Source organism: Pseudarthrobacter sp. PH31-O2, assembly GCF_030063265.1.
Taxonomy (GTDB): Bacteria; Actinomycetota; Actinomycetes; order Actinomycetales; family Micrococcaceae; genus Arthrobacter.
In genome coordinates this window covers 178,947-202,098 of record NZ_JASIST010000002.1, presented here as the reverse complement: position 1 = coordinate 202,098, position 23,152 = coordinate 178,947, and the positions used below count along the sequence as shown (strand labels likewise).

Genomic DNA, 23,152 nt, shown 5'->3' with positions numbered 1-23,152 from the left:
CCTGGGCGTTAATGGACCCGCTGGTCAGCCATCGATTGGGGAGCGCCTTTGGGGTCCGGAAACCTGAGTGCCGCCTGGATGGTTTTCGCAATGGCGGCATGACCAAGATCACTTGGAAAGAAGTTGTCCGTGGCCCGCCCGTCGGGCAGCTTTTTGTCAGCCCAGCGGTTCTTCTCGGACTGGAAGAGACCGTTCAGGGGCCGGAACCGTCCTTGGTTCCGGCCGCAGGCATCCTCAGCGAGCCGGTCGAATTCCGCTGTCGACTTTTTGTCTCCCCACGCACCCAGGCAGAGCAACCCGGCCGTTGGGGAAGCGGCGCGTATCGCCGAGACCAGCCCCGGGTAGGCCGCGGTAAATCCAGCGAGGTCCGCCGTGGCAGCCTCGTTCGTCCCGACCATCACCAGAACCAGGTCGAATGCCTTCCTGGCGGGGAGCCTCGCGGCAAGCTCGTCGGTTTTCAGGGTCCCCCCCGTCGCGGACGACGCAAGCACTGTTAACTCCACCGGCCCCTTGGACTCCAGCCCCGCTGCGAGGAGGGACCGGTAGCGAGTCCCCTCCGTGGACGCAGAGGAGCCAAGGGTAATCGCATCTCCGACAAGCAGCACCCGCAAGGGCCGGTCCGGCGGGAAAACCACCTTGACTGTCACTGCATCAAGGGCAGCCTCGGCGCGCTGGGCCATTCGTGACTCGACCTGGGCTACGTAGGCATCAGCTCGATCCAGGTCAGCCGCCGGCGGCGGGGCCACCGGTGGGGTGAGGACCGTGACCGTCGTCAAAATGGTGGTGGCCACCAGACCCGTCAGGCCCGCAACCCGAAGTATCCCGGCACCCCTACCCATAGGGCGAGGCTTCCTTTGAGGCGAAGAAACCACTATTGGAGAACGGCGAATTCCCGCTTATGTACGACGGTCCGGAAAATTCGCTGATATCGACGATCTCCTGCATCCATTTGCGTAATTCCCGGCCGAAATCATCTCGCTCTAAAGCAATAGTGACCACCGCTTTGATGTAACTGAACTTATCCCCGGTGTCGAATCGGCGGCCGTTATAGATGACGCCGAATACACCGTTGCCCGTGCTGCCTGCCGCTGCCAATGATTGCAGGGCATCGGTGAGTTGAATTTCGCATCCGCGTCCCGGTTTGGTTCGTGACAGTTCTGCAAATATCTCCGGGTGCAGAACGTAGCGGCCAATCACGGCGAGATTCGAGGGTGCACATTCCTGTTCAGGCTTCTCGACCATTCCGGTGATCCGGACATAGTCCTGGCCCGGCACAACGTCAACCGCTGCGCAACCATAGGCTGAAATCTGCTCCGGGTCGACTTCCATCAGGGCCACTACGGATCCTCCGCTGATCGCCTGCGCCTCAATCATGCGCGCCAGGAGGTCCTCGCGTTCGTCGATCAAGTCGTCTCCGAGCAGGACAGCGAACGGCTCGTTATCAATGTGCTTTTCGGCCATAAGCACCGCGTGGCCCAGCCCCAGGGGCTCGCCCTGGCGGAGGTAGTGCAGGTCGGCGAGCTCCGAGGCCTGCCGGACCGCCGCCAGTTTCGTGAGGTCCCCCTTGCATTCCAAGATGCGCTCCAGCTGCGGCGAGCGGTCAAAGTGATCCTCCAGTGCCCCTTTGTCCCGGCCTGTGATCATCAGAATGTCCTCGAGTCCGGCCCTTACCGCCTCTTCGACGACATACTGGACGGCCGGTTTGTCCACCACCGGCAGCAGTTCCTTGGGAACTGCCTTGGTTGCCGGCAGGAAGCGGGTCCCCAGCCCTGCCGCCGGAATGACTGCCTTGCGAATCATGTTTCCCCCCATGGTTAAAGTTGACGTACACCCGCCGATGAGATGATCGGCGATGGTCGCGACGATTACTGCACTGTTCCGAGCCATACACCCGTCTGGGGCTGGTTGGTCTGGGCGCCTCCGACGGCCAGGATGACCTTTGTGCCCACCCGCTGGACGATGGCCCCTTGCCGTGCGACCGGCAGCGAGGGCAGGACCGACCAGTTGTTGCCGACGGGGTCGTAGGCAACAACTTGGGACGTCGGTTGGAAGTTGTCCATTTGGCCGCCGGCCATAATGATCTTGCCGTCCGCCACGAAGGTGCCCGCCTCGATGTGGCTCTTGGGCATCGGCAGGCTGGAGATCTGCGTCCAGCTGTTGGTTACCGGGTTGTAGGCGTGTCCGTCTCCCTGCTGAAGGTGCAGTTTGTCGTGTCCGTGTTCGCCTCCCACAACGTAGATCTTCCCGCCGAGCACCACACAGCTCATATGGTCCTTCGGATTGGGCAACGGCGCCGCAGCAGTCCACCGCGTTGTCGTGAGGTTGTAGACAAAGTGGTCTCCCACATTCGTCACGCGGTCCGCGGGATTACCGCTGATATAGTGCAGCTCGCCGTTGAGGGCAGCGAACGCACCGGCTCCGCGGCCCGCCGGCAAGCGCGTAAGCAGGGTAAAGGAATTGGTGGAGGGATCGTAGCGGTAGACCCGGTCGCTCACCGTCTGGGTGGGCGTCTTGGTGGTGTCCAGGTTGCCGGCAAAACCACCGCCGAAGTAGATGTAGCGGCCATCCTCCGTGATGCCGAGATGGGTCTCGGCCATCCCTGCGGGCAGGCTCCCCAGCGTGGTCCACGTGTTCGTGGCCGGGTTGAAGCTGGAGTAGGACCTAATGGCCCGGAAGCTCGAATCGAAGCCGCCAAAACGGTAGATTATGCCTCCCAGCGCAAGGCCGGCCGCTTCAAAACAGGCGACGGGGGACGATTTTCCGGCCGCCCAACTGGCAGGCCACGGGGTGTTTCCCGGCACCGGAAGCGGTGCGCCCGAAGGATAGGTGATTTCAATTGCCGATACTTTCGGCTGGTTCACCGTGGCCGTGAAGTCCAGGTTAAGGACGCCGTTGGTGACGTCGACCGTAAATTCCTTGACGGCCGCACTGGCGGCACCCACGTCGGCGAAGATGTCGTAATTGGCCAGCTCCACCGCGCCGCCCTCGAGGTTTGCGCTGAAAATTCGTTTACCCGCTCCGCCCGGACCGCCGCCGGCGGCCCCGAACCAGATCTCAGCGAAATGCAGGCGGACGGTGTAGGCGCCCGCCGCCGTGACCGGGACGGCGTACCCGAAGCTTCCGCCGTCTGCTGTCGCACTGCGCTCCGTGGTGTACAGAACGTCATCGGTGGTTCCGGCGATGGCGGTGGCCGCTGAATTCGTGAAGGCCTTGCCGCCGGTGAAGTATTGGTCCGCCAACCAGGACACTCCACCGCTGACCAGGGCCGGGCCCCCTGCATTGATCCGCAGGGTGGCTCCGCCCGCCGGCGGGGGTGTGACGGTGCCTGTCGGGAAGACAACTTCGATGGCCGAGACTTTGGGCTGGTCCGCGGCCGCGGAGAACGCGATGTCCAGAACACCGTTGCTGACATCCACGGTGAAGGTCTTTACAGCGGCCGCCACGGCCCCCACGCTCGCAAACAGGTCGTAGTTGACCAGTTCCACGGCGCCGCCTTGAAGGTTGGCACTGAACACACGTTTCCCGGCACCGCCGGGGCCGCCCCCCGGAGCTCCGAACCAGATTTCCGCAAAATACAGGTTGACGGTGTAGCTGCCGGCGGCCGGGACCGGTATGGAGTAGTTAAAGGAGCCGAGGTTGCTGGTGGCGCTGCGCTCGGTCAGGTACAGGGCATCATCCGTTGTGCCGGCGATCGACGAGACAGCTGGGTTCGTGAACGCCTTGCCCCCGCTGAAGTACTGATCGGCCGACCACACGACTCCGCCGGTGGTCACAGCGGGTCCGCCGGCGTTGATGCGAATTGCTGCCGGTGTTGCTGCCTGGGCTTTGAGCTGGGATGCGACAGTGACGGTGCCGAAGGCCGCCAAGCCCATCAGGACGGCGGTCCGCCTGCCCACCTGATAGTCCGGCAAAGGCGACCGGGAGGAGTTCACTGCCGGTTTCTGGAATGCGTTTCCGGTCATGTCTGGTCCTTGTCAGGGTGGTGGTGTGGTTCGGTCTTGGCCGCAGTTTATCCATCCGGGATTGGGGCCTTCAATGGCAAATGGCGGCCGATCCGGAAGTCCAGTAGGTGCCCCGGCGGCCCCAAGTAGGCGTTTGTGGCAGTGCAGGTAGAAAGCCCGAAAATGCTGAGTAGGGATCGGCCCCGGCCACGTGCTGCCGCCGCCAAAGACCAGTCCCTGCCTCGCTGTTCGGAGGGAACCCGGCGCTGTTAGCTAATGGAGGAAACCTGCACCGTTGGCTGAGGGAGGATGCATGAAGACCCAGTTCCTGGTACTGGTGTCGGCACGGGTCTTTGCCACCGGCATGCAGGCCGTGACGTTTATCCTGCTCGCGCGTTGGGCCGGCGTCCGGGACTTCGGGATTGTGGCGGTGATTGCCGGCGTCGGTGCTGTCCTTTTTACCGTCGCCGACTGGGGGCTGTCCTCCTACATTCCCCGGGCACGCGCCAAGGGCCGCGACGCCGAGGTGGCCACCGGACTAAAGATGGACCTGATCGGAAACGCAGCCGCCGGAAGCGTCGCGGCACTGGTCCTCACCGCTGTGGCCGCCACGACCGGCCTCAATCCATGGTTCATCCTGGTCCCGGTGGCACTTGCGCTGGAGCAATTCGTTGAGGTCGGGCTGACAGTTCCGATTGCCGACAAAGCGAAAGCGCCTTTGGTCATCTCGCTGGTGCTGCGCCGAGTAACCTCTTTTGGCCTGTTCGTCTCGCTCTACGCCCTGGGCCTTGAGACTATTGCCGCCTATTCCCTCGGACTGACTACAGCCTCGGCGGTGGGAATCGCGCACGTGCTGCGTGTTCTGCACCAGCGGCTGGCCGGCCGGGCCCGCGCCGCGAGCGCCCGGGAGATGTACAAGTTCCTGATCCCGTACTTCCTGGCCAATCTGAGTTCCCAGGCCCGAACACTGGACTCCGCCATCGTTGGGGCGGCCAGCTCCGTAGCCTCTGCCGGGCTCTATTCCGCGGCCTTCCGGCTGATCAACCCGCTGATGCTGGTCTCCGGCTCCATCGTCGCCGTTGTGCTGCCCCACGCGTCACGGCAAGGACTCCCTGAAGCCAAGAAACTGGGCCAGAAGTTGTCCTTGGCGGCCCTCCTCGCCAGCTTGCCGTTGATTCCCGTCATCATCTGGTCCCCGGCAATCGTTGAACTGCTATTCGGGTCCGAGTTTGCCGCAGCCGCCCCGGCCTTTGCTTTTGCCGTCGCGGCACTGCCGTTCCTTTCCCTGGCACCACCGTTGGGAGGACTGCTGCAAAGCCAGGGCCTTGAGGCATTCGTCGCGACCAACGGCATCATCTTCGCCGTCCTGAACCTGGGCGGTGTCCTGCTCGGTGCACTGCTGTGGGGCCCCGCCGGTGCCGCCGCAGGGGTCGCCATAGTCTATTCGGCGAAGTCCCTGGTCCTCTTCGGCCGGCTGCAAAGCGCAAAAGCCACCCCAATCACGGTCCCGTCGCAGTCGCGCCTGGCCCCCTCCGGAACGGTGTGATGACGTGAAACGAAACGGCCGCCCCGCAGTGTCCGTCCTTATGCCGGTGCGCAACGGCAGCAAAACCATCCAGTCCGCCGTCAGGTCCACCTTGGCAGCACTGCCACGGGAGGGTCAGTTGCTGGTCACCGACGACGGCAGCACCGACGGAACGCCGGAAATCCTCGGCCGTTTCAGGGACTCTCGCCTCACGGTCTTCCGGAACGAAAAGTCCCTTGGGGTGGCCGCTACGCTTAATGCGCTGCTCTGGCGCGCCGGAACCCCCTACATCGGCCGAATGGACGCCGACGACCTCGCCATGCCCTTCAGGTTCGCGGCACAGCGTACCCATCTCGGCAGCGACCACGAAGTGACGTTCACCTCCGTCGTGAACTTCGGCCCGCGAATCGGCAACTGGAAGCCCGCGATCCCGATCGGCATCACTGCCGAGGCTATGCCGTACTTCCTCCTGCTGGGGAATCCCTTGTTCCACTCGGCGATGTACGGCTCCACCGAGACACTGCGCCGCATGTCCGGGTACATCGCCGGACCTGCCGAGGACTACGAACTCTGGATGCGTCTCGCGGCGTCCGGCTACCGGCTACGCCGCACCGCAGTGCCGTTCACCGCCTACCGCCATCACCAGTCCCAGACAACAAAAGAGGCCGACTGGAAGCGCCGGGTGCTCGATGATCCGGCCCTCCGGTCCTCCCACCGGGCCCTTGCAGCGTCCGTTGGCTGGGATGGTCCGGACTTCTTCGATGCTGTGGTGCAGGGAGCGCACTTTACCGGCGAAGCGCGTCTTGTCGCGGAACTCTCGTCCTTCCTGGACGCGCGCTGCGGGCACCTCTCCGGCACGGAGCGCCGTCATCTGGCTCACCAACTCGGCAAGCTAACAGCAAAAAGGGGACCGTCATGATGCAAGACAAAGCGAAGGTCTACGTACTGCACGGCCTGCGCATCGACGATGTCACGCTTGAGGAGGCGGCTGATTCCGTTGTGGATCTCGCCCGCGGCCCCCGGGCGGCGCTTGTGGTCACACCCAATTCGGACCACTTCCTGCGCTGGCAGCGCTCCGCGGCTTTCCGGTCACTCTATGACGGGGCGGCGCTTGTCCTCCCCGACGGGTTCCCCTTGCCGCTGATGGCGAGGTTCGAGGGTCACTCCGGTGCCACCCGGTTGACCGGATCCGACCTCTTTATGTCAGCCATGGACCGCGCAGCAACCCAAGGGGTTCCGGTCGCCATTATCGGGGGCAAAGACGGTGTTGCCGAAGCCGCGGCCGCGCAGCTGTCGCTTTCACGCCCGGGCCTGCGCTTCTTCCTCCTCGACTCCCCCTCCCCCGCGCAGCTCGCCGACGACGACTACGTGCGCGGCCTGGCGGATCGGCTTGCCGCCGAACCGGACAAGATTGTTGCGTTGTGCCTCGGCTCGCCCAAGCAGGAGCAGCTGTATCACCAGCTTGCGCGGTTTGCTGAGCTGCAGGGCTGCTTTCTCGGCGTCGGGGCAGCCGTGGACTTCGCGGCCGGAACAGTCCGCCGGGCACCGGCGGCGATCCAAACCCTGGGGCTGGAATGGCTCTTCCGCCTTGTCCAGGAACCTCGGCGGCTGTGGCGCCGCTATCTGCTCGATAACACCCGAATCCTGCCCTACGTGCTCCGTTCTGCAGCCTACGGGCTTGCGCTGCGTGCCCGGCCCAAGGCACCCGTCCGCCGGGCGGTCCTGGCCATCGCCGCTCTGGGCTACTGGAACGCGCCCCGCCAGGATCCGGCACCCACTACCGCGGAACGGCCTAAGCGGGTAGTCCTCCACGTCGGGCCGGACGTCACGACCCAAGGCGGTATGGCGTCTGTCATCGCCGAGTACCTGACCTTCGGCATGAGCGACTTCACCATGACCAGCTACGCCACGTGGGCGCCCGGCTCCAAGGCAGGGTCCGTCCTGAGGACGGCAAAGCTGGGTCTTTCGATGATGCGGGGCAAGCACTCCCAGCAGTTCCTCCATGTTCATGTCAGCGAGTCCGGCAGCCTCGTCCGGGAAGGTGCCGTCATCGTTCTGGCCCGGATGCTTGGGATACCCACGTGTGTTTCCCTTCATGGCGCCGATTTCGGCGATTCGGTCAAAAAATATCCACGGCTGACAAAGGCCGTTCTCTCGCGTGCCTCGCAGCTGATCTGCCTGGGACCGAAGCAGAAGGAACTTGTGGCGGGCATCGTCCCGGACGTCCCCACCGAGGTCGTTTTTAACCCGAGCGGGCCGGCCCCGGCTGCTTCCCTGGATGCGGCGGGGCCCTTTGGTCCTGCCACCCGGCATTTCGTTTTCGCCGGCGAGGTCGGCACCCGAAAGGGCTTTGACCTGATTGCGGAAATCTGGCCCGGCATCGCCAGGAATCACCCGGATCTCTGGCTGCACGTCTGCGGTCCGGCCGCCGATGTTGACATCACGCAGCCGCTTCCGCAGACAAGCTATCACGGCACCGTTTCCAGGGCAGAGGTTCAGTCCTTGCTCCGAGGCGCAGAGGCGCTGCTCCTGCCGAGCCGGCGCGAGGTCCTGCCGATGAGCGTGCTCGAATCCCTGCGGCTGGGTGTCCCGGTAGTAGCCTCCCACGCCGGCGAACTTGATTCTGTGCGGGCCTCCTCGGCGGTGTACTACTGCGAACCCCAGGCCTCATCCCTCCAGGACGCCATCGAAGACCTTTTGGCCACCGCCCCGGCGCAGCAGTCGGCCCGCAGCCGGGCCGCAGCCATCTGGAGTGCTGCCCATACTTCCAACGAATCGATTGCCGCGCGGCTGGAACTCGTCTACTCGCAACTGCAGCCCCGCCTCGACAGCGGCGGTTTTGAAAGGACAAATGATGTCGACAGGCTCAGTGACCTGCATCGTTCCGACGCATCGGCGTGATGCCGCGCTGGCCCGGGCCCTTGCGTCAATCGTCGAACAGCGCCACACGCCTGCCGTTGTTGTCGTCGTCGACGACGTGGCTTCCCCGGACACCCGCCAGCTGACGCGGGAGCGAACCGGCCACCCGGACATCACCTATGTGGATAACTCCGGCACACAACGGCCCGGCGCCTCCTCCTCACGCAACGCCGGGGCAGTTCTCGCTTCATCGGAGTACCTGGCTTTTCTCGACGACGATGACCGCTGGGAGGCCGGGTTCCTGGAGCAGTGCGTGGCCAGGCTCGAACTCGGGGACGTTGATCTGGTCACCGTCGCCGGCGCCGTAGAAATCGGGGCGGAGCGCACGCGGCGCCCATGGCTGGGCTCACGCCCGGTTACCGCCCGGGATTGCCTGGCATGGAACCCGGGAGTGACGGGCAGCAACTTTGTGATCCGCCGGACGGCCTTCGAGGACATCGGCGGATTCGACGATACCCTCCCGGTCTTCAACGACTTGGATTTTTTCGTCCGGTACCTTCAATCCGGGAGGCACTACGCGGTTGTGGATGAGGAACTGTTCATTCAGACAGCCGACGGCGACGAGCATTTGTCCTCCCGCAGCGCGAGGCGGGCCGCGGGCATCCAGAAATACATCTCGAAGCACAGCACCCAATTAAACGCAGGCCAGCTCCGAGCCCTTAAACGGGAAGTGCATCTCGCCCAGCGGTACGTAGGCCAGCGCCAGCATCTCGCCGCCTACCATTTCGTCCTGATGTGGGCAAACTCCAGCCCTGCGCAGTTCCTCACGGTGCTCCGGCGAAAGCTTGCCGGTGATAAAAGGATGTACGCCTAGTGGGAGTTTCCTGGTGCGTTTCTGAGGGTGCCTTCGCCCGGATCGCGTGGCGGAACCGACGAAGCGATCTGCGAACGGTCGTTGCCGAACAACTCGATATGACCCGGCACGAAGGCCTAGTCAAGATCGGGGTAGAAGAGATTTCCTTGCGCAGGCATCACCATTGCATGACCCTCGACGCGGTCCACTACACCTCCAAATATTGTGGGGCGCCTCAGGGAATATCGCGGCCACACTGGACGAATTCTTCTAAAAGATCGGAGCGGCGAACACGGCGGCGCCAGAGGCAGTCAGCAGGGATTTGGGGCCGGCTTTCCTCAACCAATGAGGGCCAACGCCCCAAACGCGGCCATCCGTTTCGATCCGTTCCGCGTCATCCAAGTCGCCACCAACGCGCTGGAGGCCTTCCGCAAAGGGTGACCCAAGCCAATTCAGCGGATAGCAAATTCTGGTTGTTCAAAAGTATTCACACCAACTCTCCACCTACTGGCTCTCGTCAAGTTCGCGGACACGTAGGATCCTAGCCGGGTTGCCAACCACAATGCTATTCTCGGGAATACTCACGGTCACGACGGCACCTGCGCCAACAACAGAATTCTCCCCAATGGTGATATTTCCGATAATGACTGAATTTGCCCCCACATCGACCCCATCCAACAACTTCGGCGCACCCAATCCGGGCTTCGCACCGATGGTGGTGTTTTGCCGCAGAGTGACGCCGCGCCCGATGACTGCATCATTGTGAACCACCAATCCCATCCCGTGATGAATGACTAGCCCCGGCGAGACTTTGGTCGATACCGGAATGTCCAGCGAGAGTACAGACAACGCATACGCCCGGTAAGCGGCGGTAAATACAACGTTAGATGTTTGGGCTAGGAGCCCGGAGCGGGCCCTGGACGCCTGAGCCAATCGAAACAGAAGCAAAGCAAACTGAAGGTGCGGACGACCCCTATTAGCTCTGACATCCTCCAAAATTTGAACACTTTCCGACACTGCGTTTCCTCCACTTGGGTGAGTCGCCAATTTCTTAGGACCTGGATCACCTCGACGATGTAGGCGGCAGCCCCAATGATGCGGGAGGCGACACTAGAAAGGCGGATTCCAAAGCCACTATATGGAAGAAAGCGAAGTAAGTCTACGGCAGTCAGTTGAATCCATAAAGGCGTCAGACTCGCCGCAGAACCCCAGTATCGGTAAGGAATGTCCGTTTACCCTCAGCGAGCAACCCCAAATAGCCCGCTTCCGCAGTGTTGAATCTCGGAGGCCCGCTCTTCCACGCTTAACCAGCAGACCGGACACCGCGCTCCGATTGGGTGGTCGCGGCCTTCTCGGATGAACCGGTCGACGGAAATTCCTCCCGTGTTTTGTCCGGCGTTGTGTCGGTGGAAGGCTTCAGATTGGCGGTCGCGGCCATCAGAAAGAGCAGGATCGTCATGGATGACGGGTAGAACAGCACCGGATCGCTCATAGAGGTCGCTAGCACGTAAATCCAGGCCACCAGCTGGATACGGTTCCGGAGCGAAGCCACCAGACACGCCGCCACGATCAGCAGCACCGCGACGAACGCCGCCCAGCCCAGCTCAACTGCCAGCTGGACGTAGGCATTGTGTGCGCCTAGATTGTTTCCATTTTTCAGCTGTATTTCTCCCCAACCGATACCGGTGGCCTCGTTGCCTTCGAGCAGCCGAAATACGCGTTGCCACTGGCCGACGCGCCACGTCCCGGAATTGCCGCCAGCAGCCGGCCCGGCCGTCGTCTGGCTGACAAAATCCAGCCTGCTCAGCAGCGTCTGGCCAACGGTGGCCACAAAGACGCCCAGGACCAGCAGCCCGGCCATCAGCCGCTTGATGTTTCGGGCCAGGAGAATGCCGGCGGCTCCGAAGAGCATCATGGTCGCCGTGATGCTCCCCGTCGTGAGCACGGCTCCGCCGGCCATCAGGAGATATCCGACCCGCCAGGTGTTGAGCTTCTGGGACAGCACATAGAGGATGGACAGGGAGAGCGCGTAGGCCGCAAAGTTGGGATGGCCGAAAAGTCCGCCGTACCGAAGGCCGGTGTTTTCGGTGTCCTTGAACGGATGAGGGTACCCAATCAGTGGCTGGGAAAACACCGTGAGGGCACCGACGGTCATAATTCCCAGGAAGATTCGCAGGTTGGCCGCTGAACTGCGCGGAGAATCGCTCGCAACCCAAGGCACCGCAGCCAGCGAAATGAACCGCAGGCAGGCCTCCCAGTTCGGTGACCCATTAAGATTCCCGGTCACAAAGATGGCCGCGGCGAGAACCAGGGGAAGCACTGACCAGCGGTTAAAGGGCAGCTGGCGCCGGATGAGGGCAAGGATGGCGACCAGGCCGAGCCCGGCAATCACCATCACGTTGTCCAGGCTCACCGCTCCCAGCTTGAAGGTGGATGTCAGCAGCGGCCCAACGAGCAGCAGGAGCAGCGCCACCGGCTGCGGATAGCGCAGGGTGAGCACCAGGGCCGCGAGGCCGGCAGGGATCACCAGCACGGTCACGTCCCAGACAGCGGCCCACGACAAAATGACAACCGCGACGAAAGCGGCGGCAACAGCCGCCGCACCCCTTACGTCAGTGAATCTGCGGGTCAGCACGACGACCGCGAGAGCATAGAAATCATTTGGTGTCGCTACCCCCCGGGCCGACTCATTCGCAGCAGAAACGGAACTTGTTAAGACCCTAGCGCCGGACCGCCGGCACAGCCATGAGTAGTTCGGCCGGTTTCTACTTGTTAGCGCACAAAACCACTACCTGTTTGTTGGCCCAACTCCCTGCTTTATCCGGATTCCATTGCCACCTCGCTGGGCCTGCGGATAGGTTCTGAACATGCAGGTGCCGCACTCGCGACCGCCCCTCATGGCGGCGGCCGAAGGTCTTCGCGGAGACACAACTGGTCTCGAAAAATCATCCACTCGAGGGGGAAAATTGGAATTAGGCGATTACGGTCGGCATTTGCGCCGCAACTGGATACTCATCCTGGTGTGCATTTCCTTAGGCTTGCTGTCTGCAGGTGCCGCCTCCGCGGCGATGGCACCGGTGTACAAGTCCACCACCAAGCTGTTCGTGGCGATTCAGAATTCCGGGTCCGTTTCAGAACTGCAGCAGGGAAATAACTTCAGCCAACAGCGCGTGCAGTCGTACGCCATCACCGCCGCGACGCCGCTTGTCCTGCAGCCGGTGGTCGACGGCCTGGCCCTTCCCATGAGCGCCGCCGAGCTCGGTTCCAAGGTGGCCATCACGGCAGAGCTGAACACTGTTGTCCTGACCATCACGGCCAGCGATGAATCCCCGGAACGCGCCACGGCAATTGCCCGTGGGGTAGGACAAAGCCTGATTGAAGCCGTTGATACCCTTGAGACGGCTGCTGACAACGGAAAATCGCCGTTGAAGCTTACGGTGGTCACACCGGCCGATATTCCGTCCGAGCCGGCTTCACCGAACACCCGCCTGAATCTCGCCATCGGCTTTATTGTCGGGTTGGCCCTCGGGATCGGACTCGCCGTCCTCCGAACGATACTGGACACGAAGATCCGCGGCGAAGCCGACGTCCGCCGCATCAGCGACCTGCCGGTCCTTGGCGGAGTTCCTTTCGACAATACGGCCAGCAAAAAGCCCCTCATCGCCGCAACAGCGGGAAGTTCACCGCGGGCCGAGTCATTCCGGCAATTGCGGACCAACCTGCAATTTACCCACGTCAGCAATAAGTCCAAGACGGTGCTTGTGACCTCATCGGTGCCCGGGGAAGGCAAAACCAGCACCAGCCTCAACTTGGGCATGACCATGGCTCAGAGCGGCCAGTCCGTGGTAGTCGTCGATGCCGACCTCCGCCGTCCACGGCTGGCCGGCTATCTCGGCATGGAGCACGCAGCTGGCCTGACAACCGCATTGATCGGCAAAGCCCGGCTCGATGATCTCCTGCAGCCCTACGGTGAACACGGGCTGCATGTGCTCACATCCGGCCAGATCCCGCCGAACCCGAGCGAGTTGCTCGGCTCGGACGCCATGAAGGAGATCCTCCAGGAACTGGAGGCACGGTTCGACGTTGTGATAATCGACGCTCCCCCCCTGCTCCCGGTGACCGACGCCGCAGTTCTGTCGCAGGAAGTGGGTGGGGTGCTCCTTGTGGTCGGTGCCCGGAAAGCGCGTATAGCCGACGTGAAAAAGGCAATTTCTTCCCTGCAGATGGTCAATGCGGGCGTGCTGGGGGTAGTGCTGAACCGGATGCCGTCGAAGGGGCCGGATGCCCACCGTTACGGCTACGGAACCTATGGGCCAACACCCCGCACGCTCAGGGCCGCCGCTCGAAAGGAACGCCGGCGCAGCAAGGAGGCCGCCGCGGCGGCCCGTGCGCCAAGGCCGGTAAACGTGCCCGCACCCGGCACGCCGCCGCAGGACACGATTCCAGTCCTGGTTGATGGCCAGCGGCGCGGAGCCAGGGCGGGCCGTACATCCTGAGACGGCGCCCTGTCCGACCCACTGAAAGGGGCTCACCGGCACTAGCCGGTTGGCCCCTTTTTCGTGCGCCCTTTTGCTGCAGGGGACCGTGTATTACCTAGGTAGCTTCGTGATGCTACTTGCTTCAAAAAGCTCCTTACGTGTCTTTTCCAGCGGGTATGTTCAGCCGTCCGCAGGCCTGAGAGATTGTTGAAGTGAAGTGGGCCACGAATCGGCTGCAGTGACGTCAATGACGCCGGAAAACACACTGCCAGCCTTCCTACAGCCGCTCTGCAGAGGTCTCGATTACTAGGATGGCCCGCCGCGCCTCGCGCCGGCCGGCCAACAAATGTTTTGTGGGGAAGGACAGCCTGTGTCTAGAAAAGCCGTCAATGCCGTGGACCCGCGGACCCGTGGGTGGCTCCACCAAGGAACCGCAGTTATCGCCACCACCGCAGTCCTCGCGGCGACGCTTTCAGCGACTACCGCGAGTGCAGCCCCGACGGCTGTGTACCCCGCCGATCCCGCACAGTGGGACAGCTCGCCTTATTCTCCGCTGCCCCCAAACGGGGTCGTTGCGGCCGGTAACACCGTATCCCTGGACTTCGCGGGGATATCAGGCGGCCTGCAGACCCCCGACGGCGCCGGGACCGGTTTTACGTCCGTGCTTCCCTCGGCTGCCACGGGCAGCACACCCTACTTCGCCCGGGAAAACCTCGCCACCGCGAACGGCGCCCTGAACGTCGTCGCCACACCGGGAACGGTGTCAGGAGCCGCGAACGACCAGGACAACGCGCTGGGCGTAGGACTCAAACTGACCACGAGGACACTTCGGCTATCCACCACTGTGATCAGTCCCGCGGATCTTGCCGGCGGCGCCCAGCTCGGCCTATGGTTCGGTCCGAACGACGATAACCTCGCGACCCTGATGTTGGGCGGCGGAGGAACAGCCGGCGAGCGCCGAATCGAGCTCAAGCGCGAACGGAACGGCGTGTCCGAGCCCGCCACCACGGCTGCGCCGACCTCCGCGGATCTGGTATCAGTCGGCACCAGCCAGAGCCTGATCGGGAACCGTCCGGTTCAGCTGACCCTGGACGTCAACCCTGCCGAGAACTCCCTGATCGCCGCCTATCAGATCGGCGCTGACGCACCCGTTCCGGTGGGACGGCTGGACCTGCCAGCGAATTTCATCGACGGTTCCGCCCTCAAGCCGTCCCCCCTGACGGACGTCGCAACTTTCGCCGGGATCCTGGCCAGCCGGGGCGCGTTGCCCGCGTCCACCCCCATGACGGCAGTGTTCCAGGACTTCGCCTCGGCTGAACTGCCCGCAGCGACCGCAACGCCGACCACCACCGCCACGCCGACGCCGACGCCGACCACAACGCCGACCACCACCGCCACGCCGACGCCGACCGCCACGCCGACCACCACCGCCACGCCGACGCCGACCACCACCGCCACGCCGACGCCGACCGCCACGCCGACCACCACCGCCACGCCGACGCCGACCGCAACGCCGACCACCACCGCCTCGCCGGTGCCGACGCCGACGCCGACGATCAGCTCCACCCCTGTGCCAGAACCGGCCGCCGCCACCGCCGTGAACAACAGCTCGTGCCTCGCAGGCGAATGGCAGGTGCAGTATTTCATCGGTACCTCGTTGTCCGGGTCCCCGGTTCGCGCGGATTGTGATGCCGACATTGGCTTCAATTTCACCGCCGGCTCCGGACCTGCCGGCGTTGGTCCCGAGCAATACTCGGCCCGCTGGGCCAAGACGATCACCTCCGGTGCCGGGACCTACAGCTTCACCACCCGGGCCGACGACGGACTTCGACTGATAGTTGACGGCCGGACGATCGTTGACCAGTGGGTTCAGCAGTCCGCCTCTGCAGTCAAAACCACTGATGTTGTCCTGGCCGACGGTCCGCACCTGGTGACCGTGGAGTACTTCCAGGCCTACGGTGACGCTCTGATCTCTGTGGGCTACTCCAAGGACGGGGTGGACAGCGAGGCTCCCATTGCGCCAACGGAGCTCGTCGCCACCGGTGGGTCCGCTGGCGTCGATCTGGCCTGGACAGCCAGCCGCTCCCGCGACGTCACGGGCTACCGGGTCTTCCGGGCCACCAGCAGCGGCGTCGACTTGAAGGGACTGCCGCTGACCGGGACGGAAACCCTTGCAGGCACCTCATTCAGCGACGTCTCCGCCGTTTCGGGGACGACCTACTATTACGCGGTGACCGCCGTTGACGGCGCCGGGAATGTCTCCGCGGGCTCGAACGAAGCAGCCGGACAGCGGACCTCGTCGGCCCGTGCCACGATCCAGGCCCTGGACGCTACTCCGCCACCGGCGCCGGCGGCGCTTTCAGCGGTTTCCGGCGACACAAAAGTAACGCTGAGCTGGACCGCTTCCGCCGCAGCGGACCTTGCCGGTTACCGTGTCTACCGTTCGCTGCAGCCGGTCGTTGGCGATACCGGCTCCCTCCTGTCCGGCTCGGCGCTCGTCACGGCCACCGGCTACACGGACACCACCGCCACCAACGGGACCACGTATTTCTACGTGGTCACTGCCGTGGACCTCTCGGCGAACGAATCGGGACCCTCCAATGAGGCCCACGCCGTTCCGGTGGTACCCAACACGACCAATATCAAGGTCGATTTCACCACCACATCAGGCCTTCCGGCTCCCGGCTACGCCGCTGACTGGGGCGAATCCTTCGGTCCGCGCACCGGACCCAACCAGGGCACGGGCTTGACCTACGGCTGGAAAACCCCGGACGGAAATCCCTTGAGCCTGGTCGGCAATGGCCGTGACAGGGGCCGGGTAGGCATCGACGACCGGCTCGATTCCATCCTGCACATGCAGTACGGCGACGACCCAGGCACTAACGGTGTCAAAACCGAAGGCGTCTGGGAAGCCTCGGTACCGGACGGACTTTACCGGGTGACGATCGCGGCCGGGGACATGGCGTTCGCGGCAGGGTACAACTCCGTTCATGCCCTCAACGTCGAGGCGGGCGTCGGCATTGAGAAGTTCCAAGGCACAGCCGGTCAGGAGTACCAGACCACGACCGTCGTCGTCGGTGTTTGGGACGGCGCCCTCACCGTGACCGCCGCGGGCGGAACCAACACGAAGATCGCCTACATCGATATTGTCGGCATCGAGCGGGCGCCCCATGTTGACACGATGCGCCCGGACAACCGCTCAACCGGGCAGGATCCCACCGACGGCGTATCGGCAACCATCCGCGTCCCCTACGCCGGCGTGGGTGTGGATGCCACAACACTGCCCGGCAACGTGCACCTCTACGAAACATCCACCGGTGTCGAGGTGCCGTCATCGACCGGAACCTCCGGTGGCAACGATGTGATTTCCACCCAGGCAAGCAGCCCATTAAAGGCCAACACAAGCTACCGCTTCGTCGTGACCGGCAACGTCAAGGACAACTACGGTGCCGCATTCGTCCCTTTCACTTCTGTCTTCACCACCGGTTCCGGTGGAACGAGTACCGGCGCGAACTACTCACCCCTGACCGGGGTGTCCTTTGACAAGGTCGAACAGCCGGTGGCGGCAGGGAAATACTGGTCATCGATGGCGTTCGGCCCGGACGGCAAAATGTATGCGTCCACCATCGGACAAGGCCTCTTCCGGTTCACGGTTGCAGCCGACGGATCCCTCGCCAACATGGAAAGCCTGGGCTATGCCGGCCGCGCCATCATCGGCTTGGTCTTCGACAAAACCGGAACGGCAGCCAGCCCGAAGCTGTGGATTACGTCAACAAGTGCCAACACCTTCAACGAACAAGGTGAATGGATTTCGGGCGTCAGCATGCTCTCCGGGGCCTCGCTGCAGACCGAGTCCAAGGTCTTCACGGGCCTCCCCCGCTCCCAGGCTGACCACCTCACCAACTCGATGGCGTATGGCCCGGACGGTCGGCTGTACTTTATGCAGGGATCCAACCAAGGCGCCGGCGACCTGGATAACTCCTGGGGCCAGCGAGGCGAGAAACTGCTCACAGCGGCCACTCTGGTCTTCGACCCGGCGGACCCGGCCGTGCAGCAGGCCATCTCCACCGCGACGCCGATCAGCGTTCAGACCTCCGGAGGGGGAACCTACAACCCCTACGCGGCAGGTGCGCCACTGAAGATCTATGCCACCGGCATACGCAATGCCTACGACCTGGTGTGGCACTCAAATGGCCACCTGTACGTGCCCACGAACGGAACCGCCGGCGGCGCAAACTCCCCCGGTGTCATCAAGAACTCCAACGGCACTTACACCAGGGTGGCGGCGGCCGGGATTCCCGGATTCAGCTCCGTCAACGGTCTGGACGTAACCTCCCAGTGCCTGCGCCGGGGATACACCGGCGGCTCGGTTCCCGCGATCGGCAACCAGCCCACCCAGCGCGACTTCCTCTTCGACGTCGTGCAAGGAGGCTACTATGGCCATCCCAACCCGGAACGCTGTGAGTGGGTCCTGAACGAAGGCAACGACCCGGCGAATCCGCCGGTGTCCCCCGGGCAGGGCGGCACTAAATACCCCACCGGCACCAAAGCCGACCCAAACTACCGGGGTTTCGCCTATGACCTCGGCTTCAACAAGTCGCCCAACGGGTCCATCGAGTACAAGAGCAGCTCATTCGGCGGCCAGCTCAAAGGCCGGCTTATTGTGACCCGGTTCTCCAACAACAATGACCTCTTGTTTATGCAGGTGGACCCCGCCACCGGCAAGGTCCTCGGTGAGCAGACCTCACTGGGAATCACCGGGGTTCCCGACTCCGCAATCGGCAACGTCGACGGCTTCAACGACCCCCTGGAAGTCGTGGAAGACCCCAAAACCGGCAACCTGTACGTCAACCAGTACGATCGCAGCGGCAGCAACCAGGCCATGTTCCTGCTTCGGGTACCGGCCGGCCAGCAAGCCGCGCCGCTCACCTCTTCGGCGCCCGAGATGGTCTTCTCGGCGGTCAAGAGCACCACGGGAGCAACAAAGTCCGTCACCATCACCAACACCGGGTCCGCTCCCGCGGCCTTGGGCACCAGCATCGCCGGGGCCAACCCGGGCGAGTTCACCACCACAGGCGGGAACGGGACCACGCTGGCTCCAGGCGCCACCGTCACCATCCAGGCAACCTTCAAACCCGGTACCACCGTCGGGCAGCGCTCAGCGGTCCTTCGCATCACAGCCGGTGGCAACGCACTCGACGTCGGACTCTATGGCCTGACGATGAACGGCATTGAGGGGCTGAACGAACCAACCCTTCAGGACGTCGTCGGGACCCTCGGGTACAAAATCAACGTAGGCTGGAGCAACCTCGAAGGCGGCACCCAGGCCATTGCCAAGGGTGACGAACTGCTGGAGCCGCTGTTCGTCAAGTCCGGCACCGGAGCCGTCTCAATGACGCCACTGGCCCAGTACGCCCCCAAGGAAGACCTCCCGTTCGGGTGGTACACCGGGGACGGACGGCCCGCGGAGCTGCACAAGCTCGGCTCGATCGATACCGCCGGATATCAGTCACTGCTGCCGCCGTCCTCGCCCGGAACGGTGAAGACTTTCGATCCGGGAAGCCAGAGCTTCGGGCTGTACTACTACTCCAACGCATTCCTGCGGACCGGCTACACGGAGGACCGGCTCAACACCGGCGGCGTGGCCCACCGCGCCCGGGTGTACCCGGCGAAAGACCGCGCCGGAGTGGCCATCGCCAACAGCTACATTGTGGCTTTCGAGGACGCCAGCAACGGCGACTTCCAGGACTACGTTTTCCTGGTCACGGGTTTGCGTCCCGCCACCGCCGCTCCGGTCGGTAGCGGAGCCTTCAAGGTCAACTTCTCCAATCTGGCGGCCGGTCTGCCCACCGGGTACCTCCGCGACTTCGGTGAGCCGTTCGGCCCCAGGACCCGCACCGACCAAGGCACGGGCCTCAGCTACGGCTGGAAGAGCCAGGCGACAGGTGCCCCGATCGACCTTTCCACGGCCGGGACTGCGGGTCCCGGGAACGGCCGGCTTCGCAGCACCACCCAGCCGGACCTGCGCCTGAACACCTTGATGCATATGCAGTCGGCGGACCTGGCAGCCTTCAACGGCCTGTCCACTTACGCCTTCTGGGAGGCGGCGGTCCCCAACGGCGACTACGACGTGACGGTGGCTGTCGGAGATGCTGCACCGCAGACGGCGCCGGAGTTGCATTCCATCAATCTGGAAGGCAAAAAGGTCATCGACCGCTTCGCCCCGTCCGGTGCCGCAGGCAGCGGCACCCGGCACAACACCGCTGTGACCCGGGTGACTGTGACCGACGGTTTTCTGACCGTTGACGCCCTCGGCGGGACCAACACCAAAATTGATTACATCGATGTCGTTCCGGCCCCTACCGATCCCGGTGGCGATCCGACGGTCGGCGCCCAGGTCAAGGTGAATTTCCAGACTGCCGGCGCTCCGACGCCGGCCGGCTGGACCGCTGATACCGGAGCTGCCTTCCAGGCCCAGCGAAAGTTCGGCTGGCTGGTCGGCACCACGCCCACTGACCGGAGCGCCGCCACCCGGTACCGGACTGCGGCCACACCCGGAATCGCATACCCGTCGGATCCGCTGCTGCAGTCGCTGAACACGATGGGACCCGCAAGCAACGTGACAACCGGGGTATGGGAGTACGAGCTCCCTAATGGCACCTACACGGTTTCAGTCTCGGCCGGCGACGCCGGTTACCTTGACTCGACCCACGGGATTGCTGCCGAAGGGCAGCCGCTGATCGCCACTTTCGTTCCCACCGGAACATCGCCTTTCCAGACCGGATCACGGCAGATTACCGTCGCTGACGGCAAGTTGACCTTGTCCTCCAGCGGCACCAACTCCAAGATCAACTGGGTGTCGATCAAGGGTCCGGGCCTGGACACCCAGCCGCCCACAGTACCCACGGCCGCGTACAACTTCACTTTGCCGGGAGCCATCACCCCCAGCGGGTGGACCGCCGACACCGGTGGGATGTACGACGCCCGCGGCTTCGGCTGGCTGGTAAACGGCACCCCGACGGACCGCACGCTGGAAGCAAGAAACCGCACGACCGCGGCGGCAGGGATCACCTTTCCCTCGGATCCGCTGCTGCAGTCACTGATTCAGATGCAGACGGCCAGCAAGGGCGGCACCGATGGCGTGTGGCAGCGCGCGGTTCCCAACGGCAGTTACGAAGTCAGTGCCTCCGTCGGCGACGCGGGCTATCTTGACTCCACGCATGCCTTGAATGTCGAAGGCACCGCACTCGTTGCACCGTTCACCCCCAGCGGCACGGCTCCCTTCAAAACGGGCACCACCACCGTCAACGTCACCGACGGTATGCTCACCCTTTCCCCGGCCGGAACCAACACCAAGATCAACTGGGTCACCATCAAGGGCGCCAACCTGCTGAACCCGGTGATCTCGGTGACGGTCAACGGGCAAACCCTGGCCGGTGACTACGCCGGGGGCCAGGCGACCGTTTCCCTGGGCGGACAAGCTTCCGCCGGTTCCCAGATCACCACACTGAGCTACGCAGTCGACGGCGCACCAGCCGCCGGCTACAGCGCCCCGTTTAGCATCGGCAACGGTACCCACACCCTGGTGGTTACCGCCGTTGACGATGCCGGCCGGACCTCAACGCGCAGCGCGTCCTTCGTGGTCCAAAATGTCGGCGGGACGCTGACACTCAGCAATACGCAGGCAACCCGCCGGGCCGGACAGCCCGTCCCCGGCTTCTACGACGACTGGCTCGTGATGCACCGGCTCAACAGCGGAGTCGTCCAGCATAAAGTGACGGACTCCGCCTCGGTAACCCTGAGCAACACGGGTGACAAGGATCTGGTCATCACCAAAATGGCGATCACCGGAACCGGGGCCAGCGGATTCGTCCTCGCAGCACCCCCGGTATTGCCCCTGGTCATCGGTCCGGGCGGCTCAGCGCCGTTGACGGCGCAGTTCACGGAAACCGCCGGAAGCAAGGGAGTCCGTGCCGCCCAGCTGGAGATCAGCTCCAGCGACACCGTGTCCGCCGTCAGGACCGTCCAGCTGCGCGGCATCTTTATGACTGCACCCGAAGGAACGAACGAACTGACGCTATCCCAGATCAGCCAGGCCTTTGGGATCACCACCGCCTACGGGACCCTCGCGCCGGGCGCCCAGATTCCTAGCTCTGCACTGAACGGAGACGAAGTCCGCTCCCCGTTCTGGAAGCGCGCGGACAGCACCAAAGCCGTGACCGTCCGTCAATTGGCGTCCTTCCATGGCTGCTGCAGTTCCGGCGAGAGGATCGACATTGACGGCACAGCCGCTGACGCCAGCGGGCTCTACGCCCAAACCATCCTGCCGCTCAACCTCGGGGTGACCGGTCCGCTCGAGTTCGATGCAAATCCGGCCGGCGCGTTCCCCCTCAAAATCGCGGGCCAGTCGACCGATAACAGCAATTACCTTGCCGTAAAGACCTGGCCGGTCAAGGACAGGGCAGGCCAGCTGGTCCCCGGATCCTACGTTGTAGCCCAGGACTACATGTACTCGGCGAACGACTGCACCGCGGGTTCAGCCAACTGCGACTACCAAGACAACGTCTATCTCATCACTAACATCATTCCCGCCGGTGCTCCGGACACCACGGCGCCAGCGGCCCCCGCCGGGCTGAGCGCAACCGCCGGGACCAACACCGTGAACCTGGCCTGGACCGCCGGGACCGAACCGGACCTCGCCGGATACCACGTCGAACGCGCCACCACCGCAGCCGGCCCCTGGAACCGCCTGACCGGGACCACCCCCATCACCGGGACCACCTACACCGACACCACACCCCCGGCCAACACAACCCTGCTCTACCGCATCATCGCCATCGACACCTCCGCCAACGCCTCGGCCCCCTCGGCCACCGCAACGGCCACCACCACAGCCCCCGCCACCCAACAACCCATCCGCATCAACGCCGGCGGACCAGCCCTCACCACCGGAGGCGTGAACTGGCTCGCCGACACCTACTTCACCGGCGGAAAGTCCTACACCAACCCCCAAGTGACCGCCATCGCCGGAACCACCGATGACCCGCTCTTCCTCAGCGAACACAGCGGCGCCGGCGGCTTCAGCTACGCCATCCCCGTCCAACCCGGCAACTACACCGTCAAACTCCACTTCGCCGAAATCTGGCACGGAGCCACCGGCGGCGGACCCGGCGGACCCGGACAACGCGTCTTCAACGTCAACCTCGAAGGCGGCACCCCCGAAATCACCAACCTCGACCTCAACGCCACCGTCGCCCCGATGACAGCCCACACCATCACCCAACAACTGAACATCACCGACGGCACCCTCAACCTCGACTTCACCGCCACCACCGACGAACCAAAAATCTCCGCCATCGAAATCATCCCCGCCGGTGCTCCGGACACCACGGCGCCAGCGGCCCCCGCCGGGCTGAGCGCAACCGCCGGGACCAACACCGTGAACCTGGCCTGGACCGCCGGGACCGAACCGGACCTCGCCGGATACCACGTCGAC

Annotated in this window: 11 protein-coding genes; 6 read left to right on the top strand and 5 right to left on the bottom strand. The window is 63.9% G+C overall.

Annotated features, from left to right (window positions below):
• Nucleotides 1-8: 8 nt before the first annotated feature.
• From QMG72_RS04830 to QMG72_RS04820, 3 genes are all read right to left on the bottom strand, one after another.
• Nucleotides 9-839, bottom strand: a complete 831-nt coding sequence (locus QMG72_RS04830; RefSeq protein ID WP_283479842.1) for an SGNH/GDSL hydrolase family protein — start codon at nucleotides 837-839, stop codon at nucleotides 9-11.
• Nucleotides 832-1,800 (bottom strand): UTP--glucose-1-phosphate uridylyltransferase, encoded by a 969-nt coding sequence (locus QMG72_RS04825; protein WP_283479841.1) that lies wholly within the window; start codon nucleotides 1,798-1,800, stop codon nucleotides 832-834. Before QMG72_RS04825 ends, QMG72_RS04830 begins: the two co-directional genes overlap by 8 nt.
• A 65-nt stretch (nucleotides 1,801-1,865) precedes the next feature.
• On the bottom strand, nucleotides 1,866-3,962 hold the full coding sequence (locus QMG72_RS04820) for a malectin domain-containing carbohydrate-binding protein (RefSeq protein ID WP_283479840.1): 2,097 nt from the start codon (nucleotides 3,960-3,962) through the stop codon (nucleotides 1,866-1,868).
• A 292-nt stretch (nucleotides 3,963-4,254) separates the two neighbouring features.
• Here QMG72_RS04820 and QMG72_RS04815 point away from each other — a divergent pair, with 292 nt between their 5' ends.
• The 4 genes from QMG72_RS04815 to QMG72_RS04800 are packed head-to-tail and all read left to right on the top strand — an operon-like array spanning nucleotide 4,255 to nucleotide 9,199.
• Nucleotides 4,255-5,487: a lipopolysaccharide biosynthesis protein gene (locus QMG72_RS04815; protein ID WP_283479838.1), complete on the top strand. Its 1,233-nt coding sequence runs from the start codon at nucleotides 4,255-4,257 to the stop codon at nucleotides 5,485-5,487.
• A 4-nt stretch (nucleotides 5,488-5,491) separates the two neighbouring features.
• A complete protein-coding gene (locus QMG72_RS04810) occupies nucleotides 5,492-6,385 on the top strand; it encodes a glycosyltransferase family 2 protein (RefSeq protein WP_283479836.1) in 894 nt (297 codons plus the stop codon).
• A complete protein-coding gene (locus QMG72_RS04805; RefSeq protein WP_283479835.1) occupies nucleotides 6,382-8,367 on the top strand; it encodes a WecB/TagA/CpsF family glycosyltransferase in 1,986 nt (661 codons plus the stop codon). The genes QMG72_RS04810 and QMG72_RS04805 overlap by 4 nt, the downstream gene beginning before the upstream one ends.
• Complete coding sequence (locus QMG72_RS04800; RefSeq protein ID WP_283479833.1) at nucleotides 8,318-9,199, top strand: glycosyltransferase family 2 protein; 882 nt, start codon at nucleotides 8,318-8,320, stop codon at nucleotides 9,197-9,199. Before QMG72_RS04805 ends, QMG72_RS04800 begins: the two co-directional genes overlap by 50 nt.
• 483 nt (nucleotides 9,200-9,682) lie before the next feature.
• Here QMG72_RS04800 and QMG72_RS04795 read toward each other — a convergent pair whose 3' ends face one another.
• Nucleotides 9,683-10,195 (bottom strand): LbetaH domain-containing protein, encoded by a 513-nt coding sequence (locus QMG72_RS04795; protein ID WP_283479832.1) that lies wholly within the window; start codon nucleotides 10,193-10,195, stop codon nucleotides 9,683-9,685.
• A gap of 286 nt (nucleotides 10,196-10,481) precedes the next feature.
• Nucleotides 10,482-11,741, bottom strand: a complete 1,260-nt coding sequence (locus QMG72_RS04790; protein ID WP_283479831.1) for an O-antigen ligase family protein — start codon at nucleotides 11,739-11,741, stop codon at nucleotides 10,482-10,484.
• Nucleotides 11,742-12,144: 403 nt separating this feature from the next.
• Here QMG72_RS04790 and QMG72_RS04785 point away from each other — a divergent pair, with 403 nt between their 5' ends.
• Entirely contained in the window at nucleotides 12,145-13,674 is a 1,530-nt protein-coding gene (locus QMG72_RS04785; protein ID WP_282359199.1) for a tyrosine-protein kinase domain-containing protein, read from the top strand.
• Nucleotides 13,675-14,026: 352 nt separating this feature from the next.
• The coding region (locus tag QMG72_RS04780) for a malectin domain-containing carbohydrate-binding protein (RefSeq protein ID WP_283479830.1) at nucleotides 14,027-23,152 on the top strand (9,126 nt) is incomplete at its 3' end.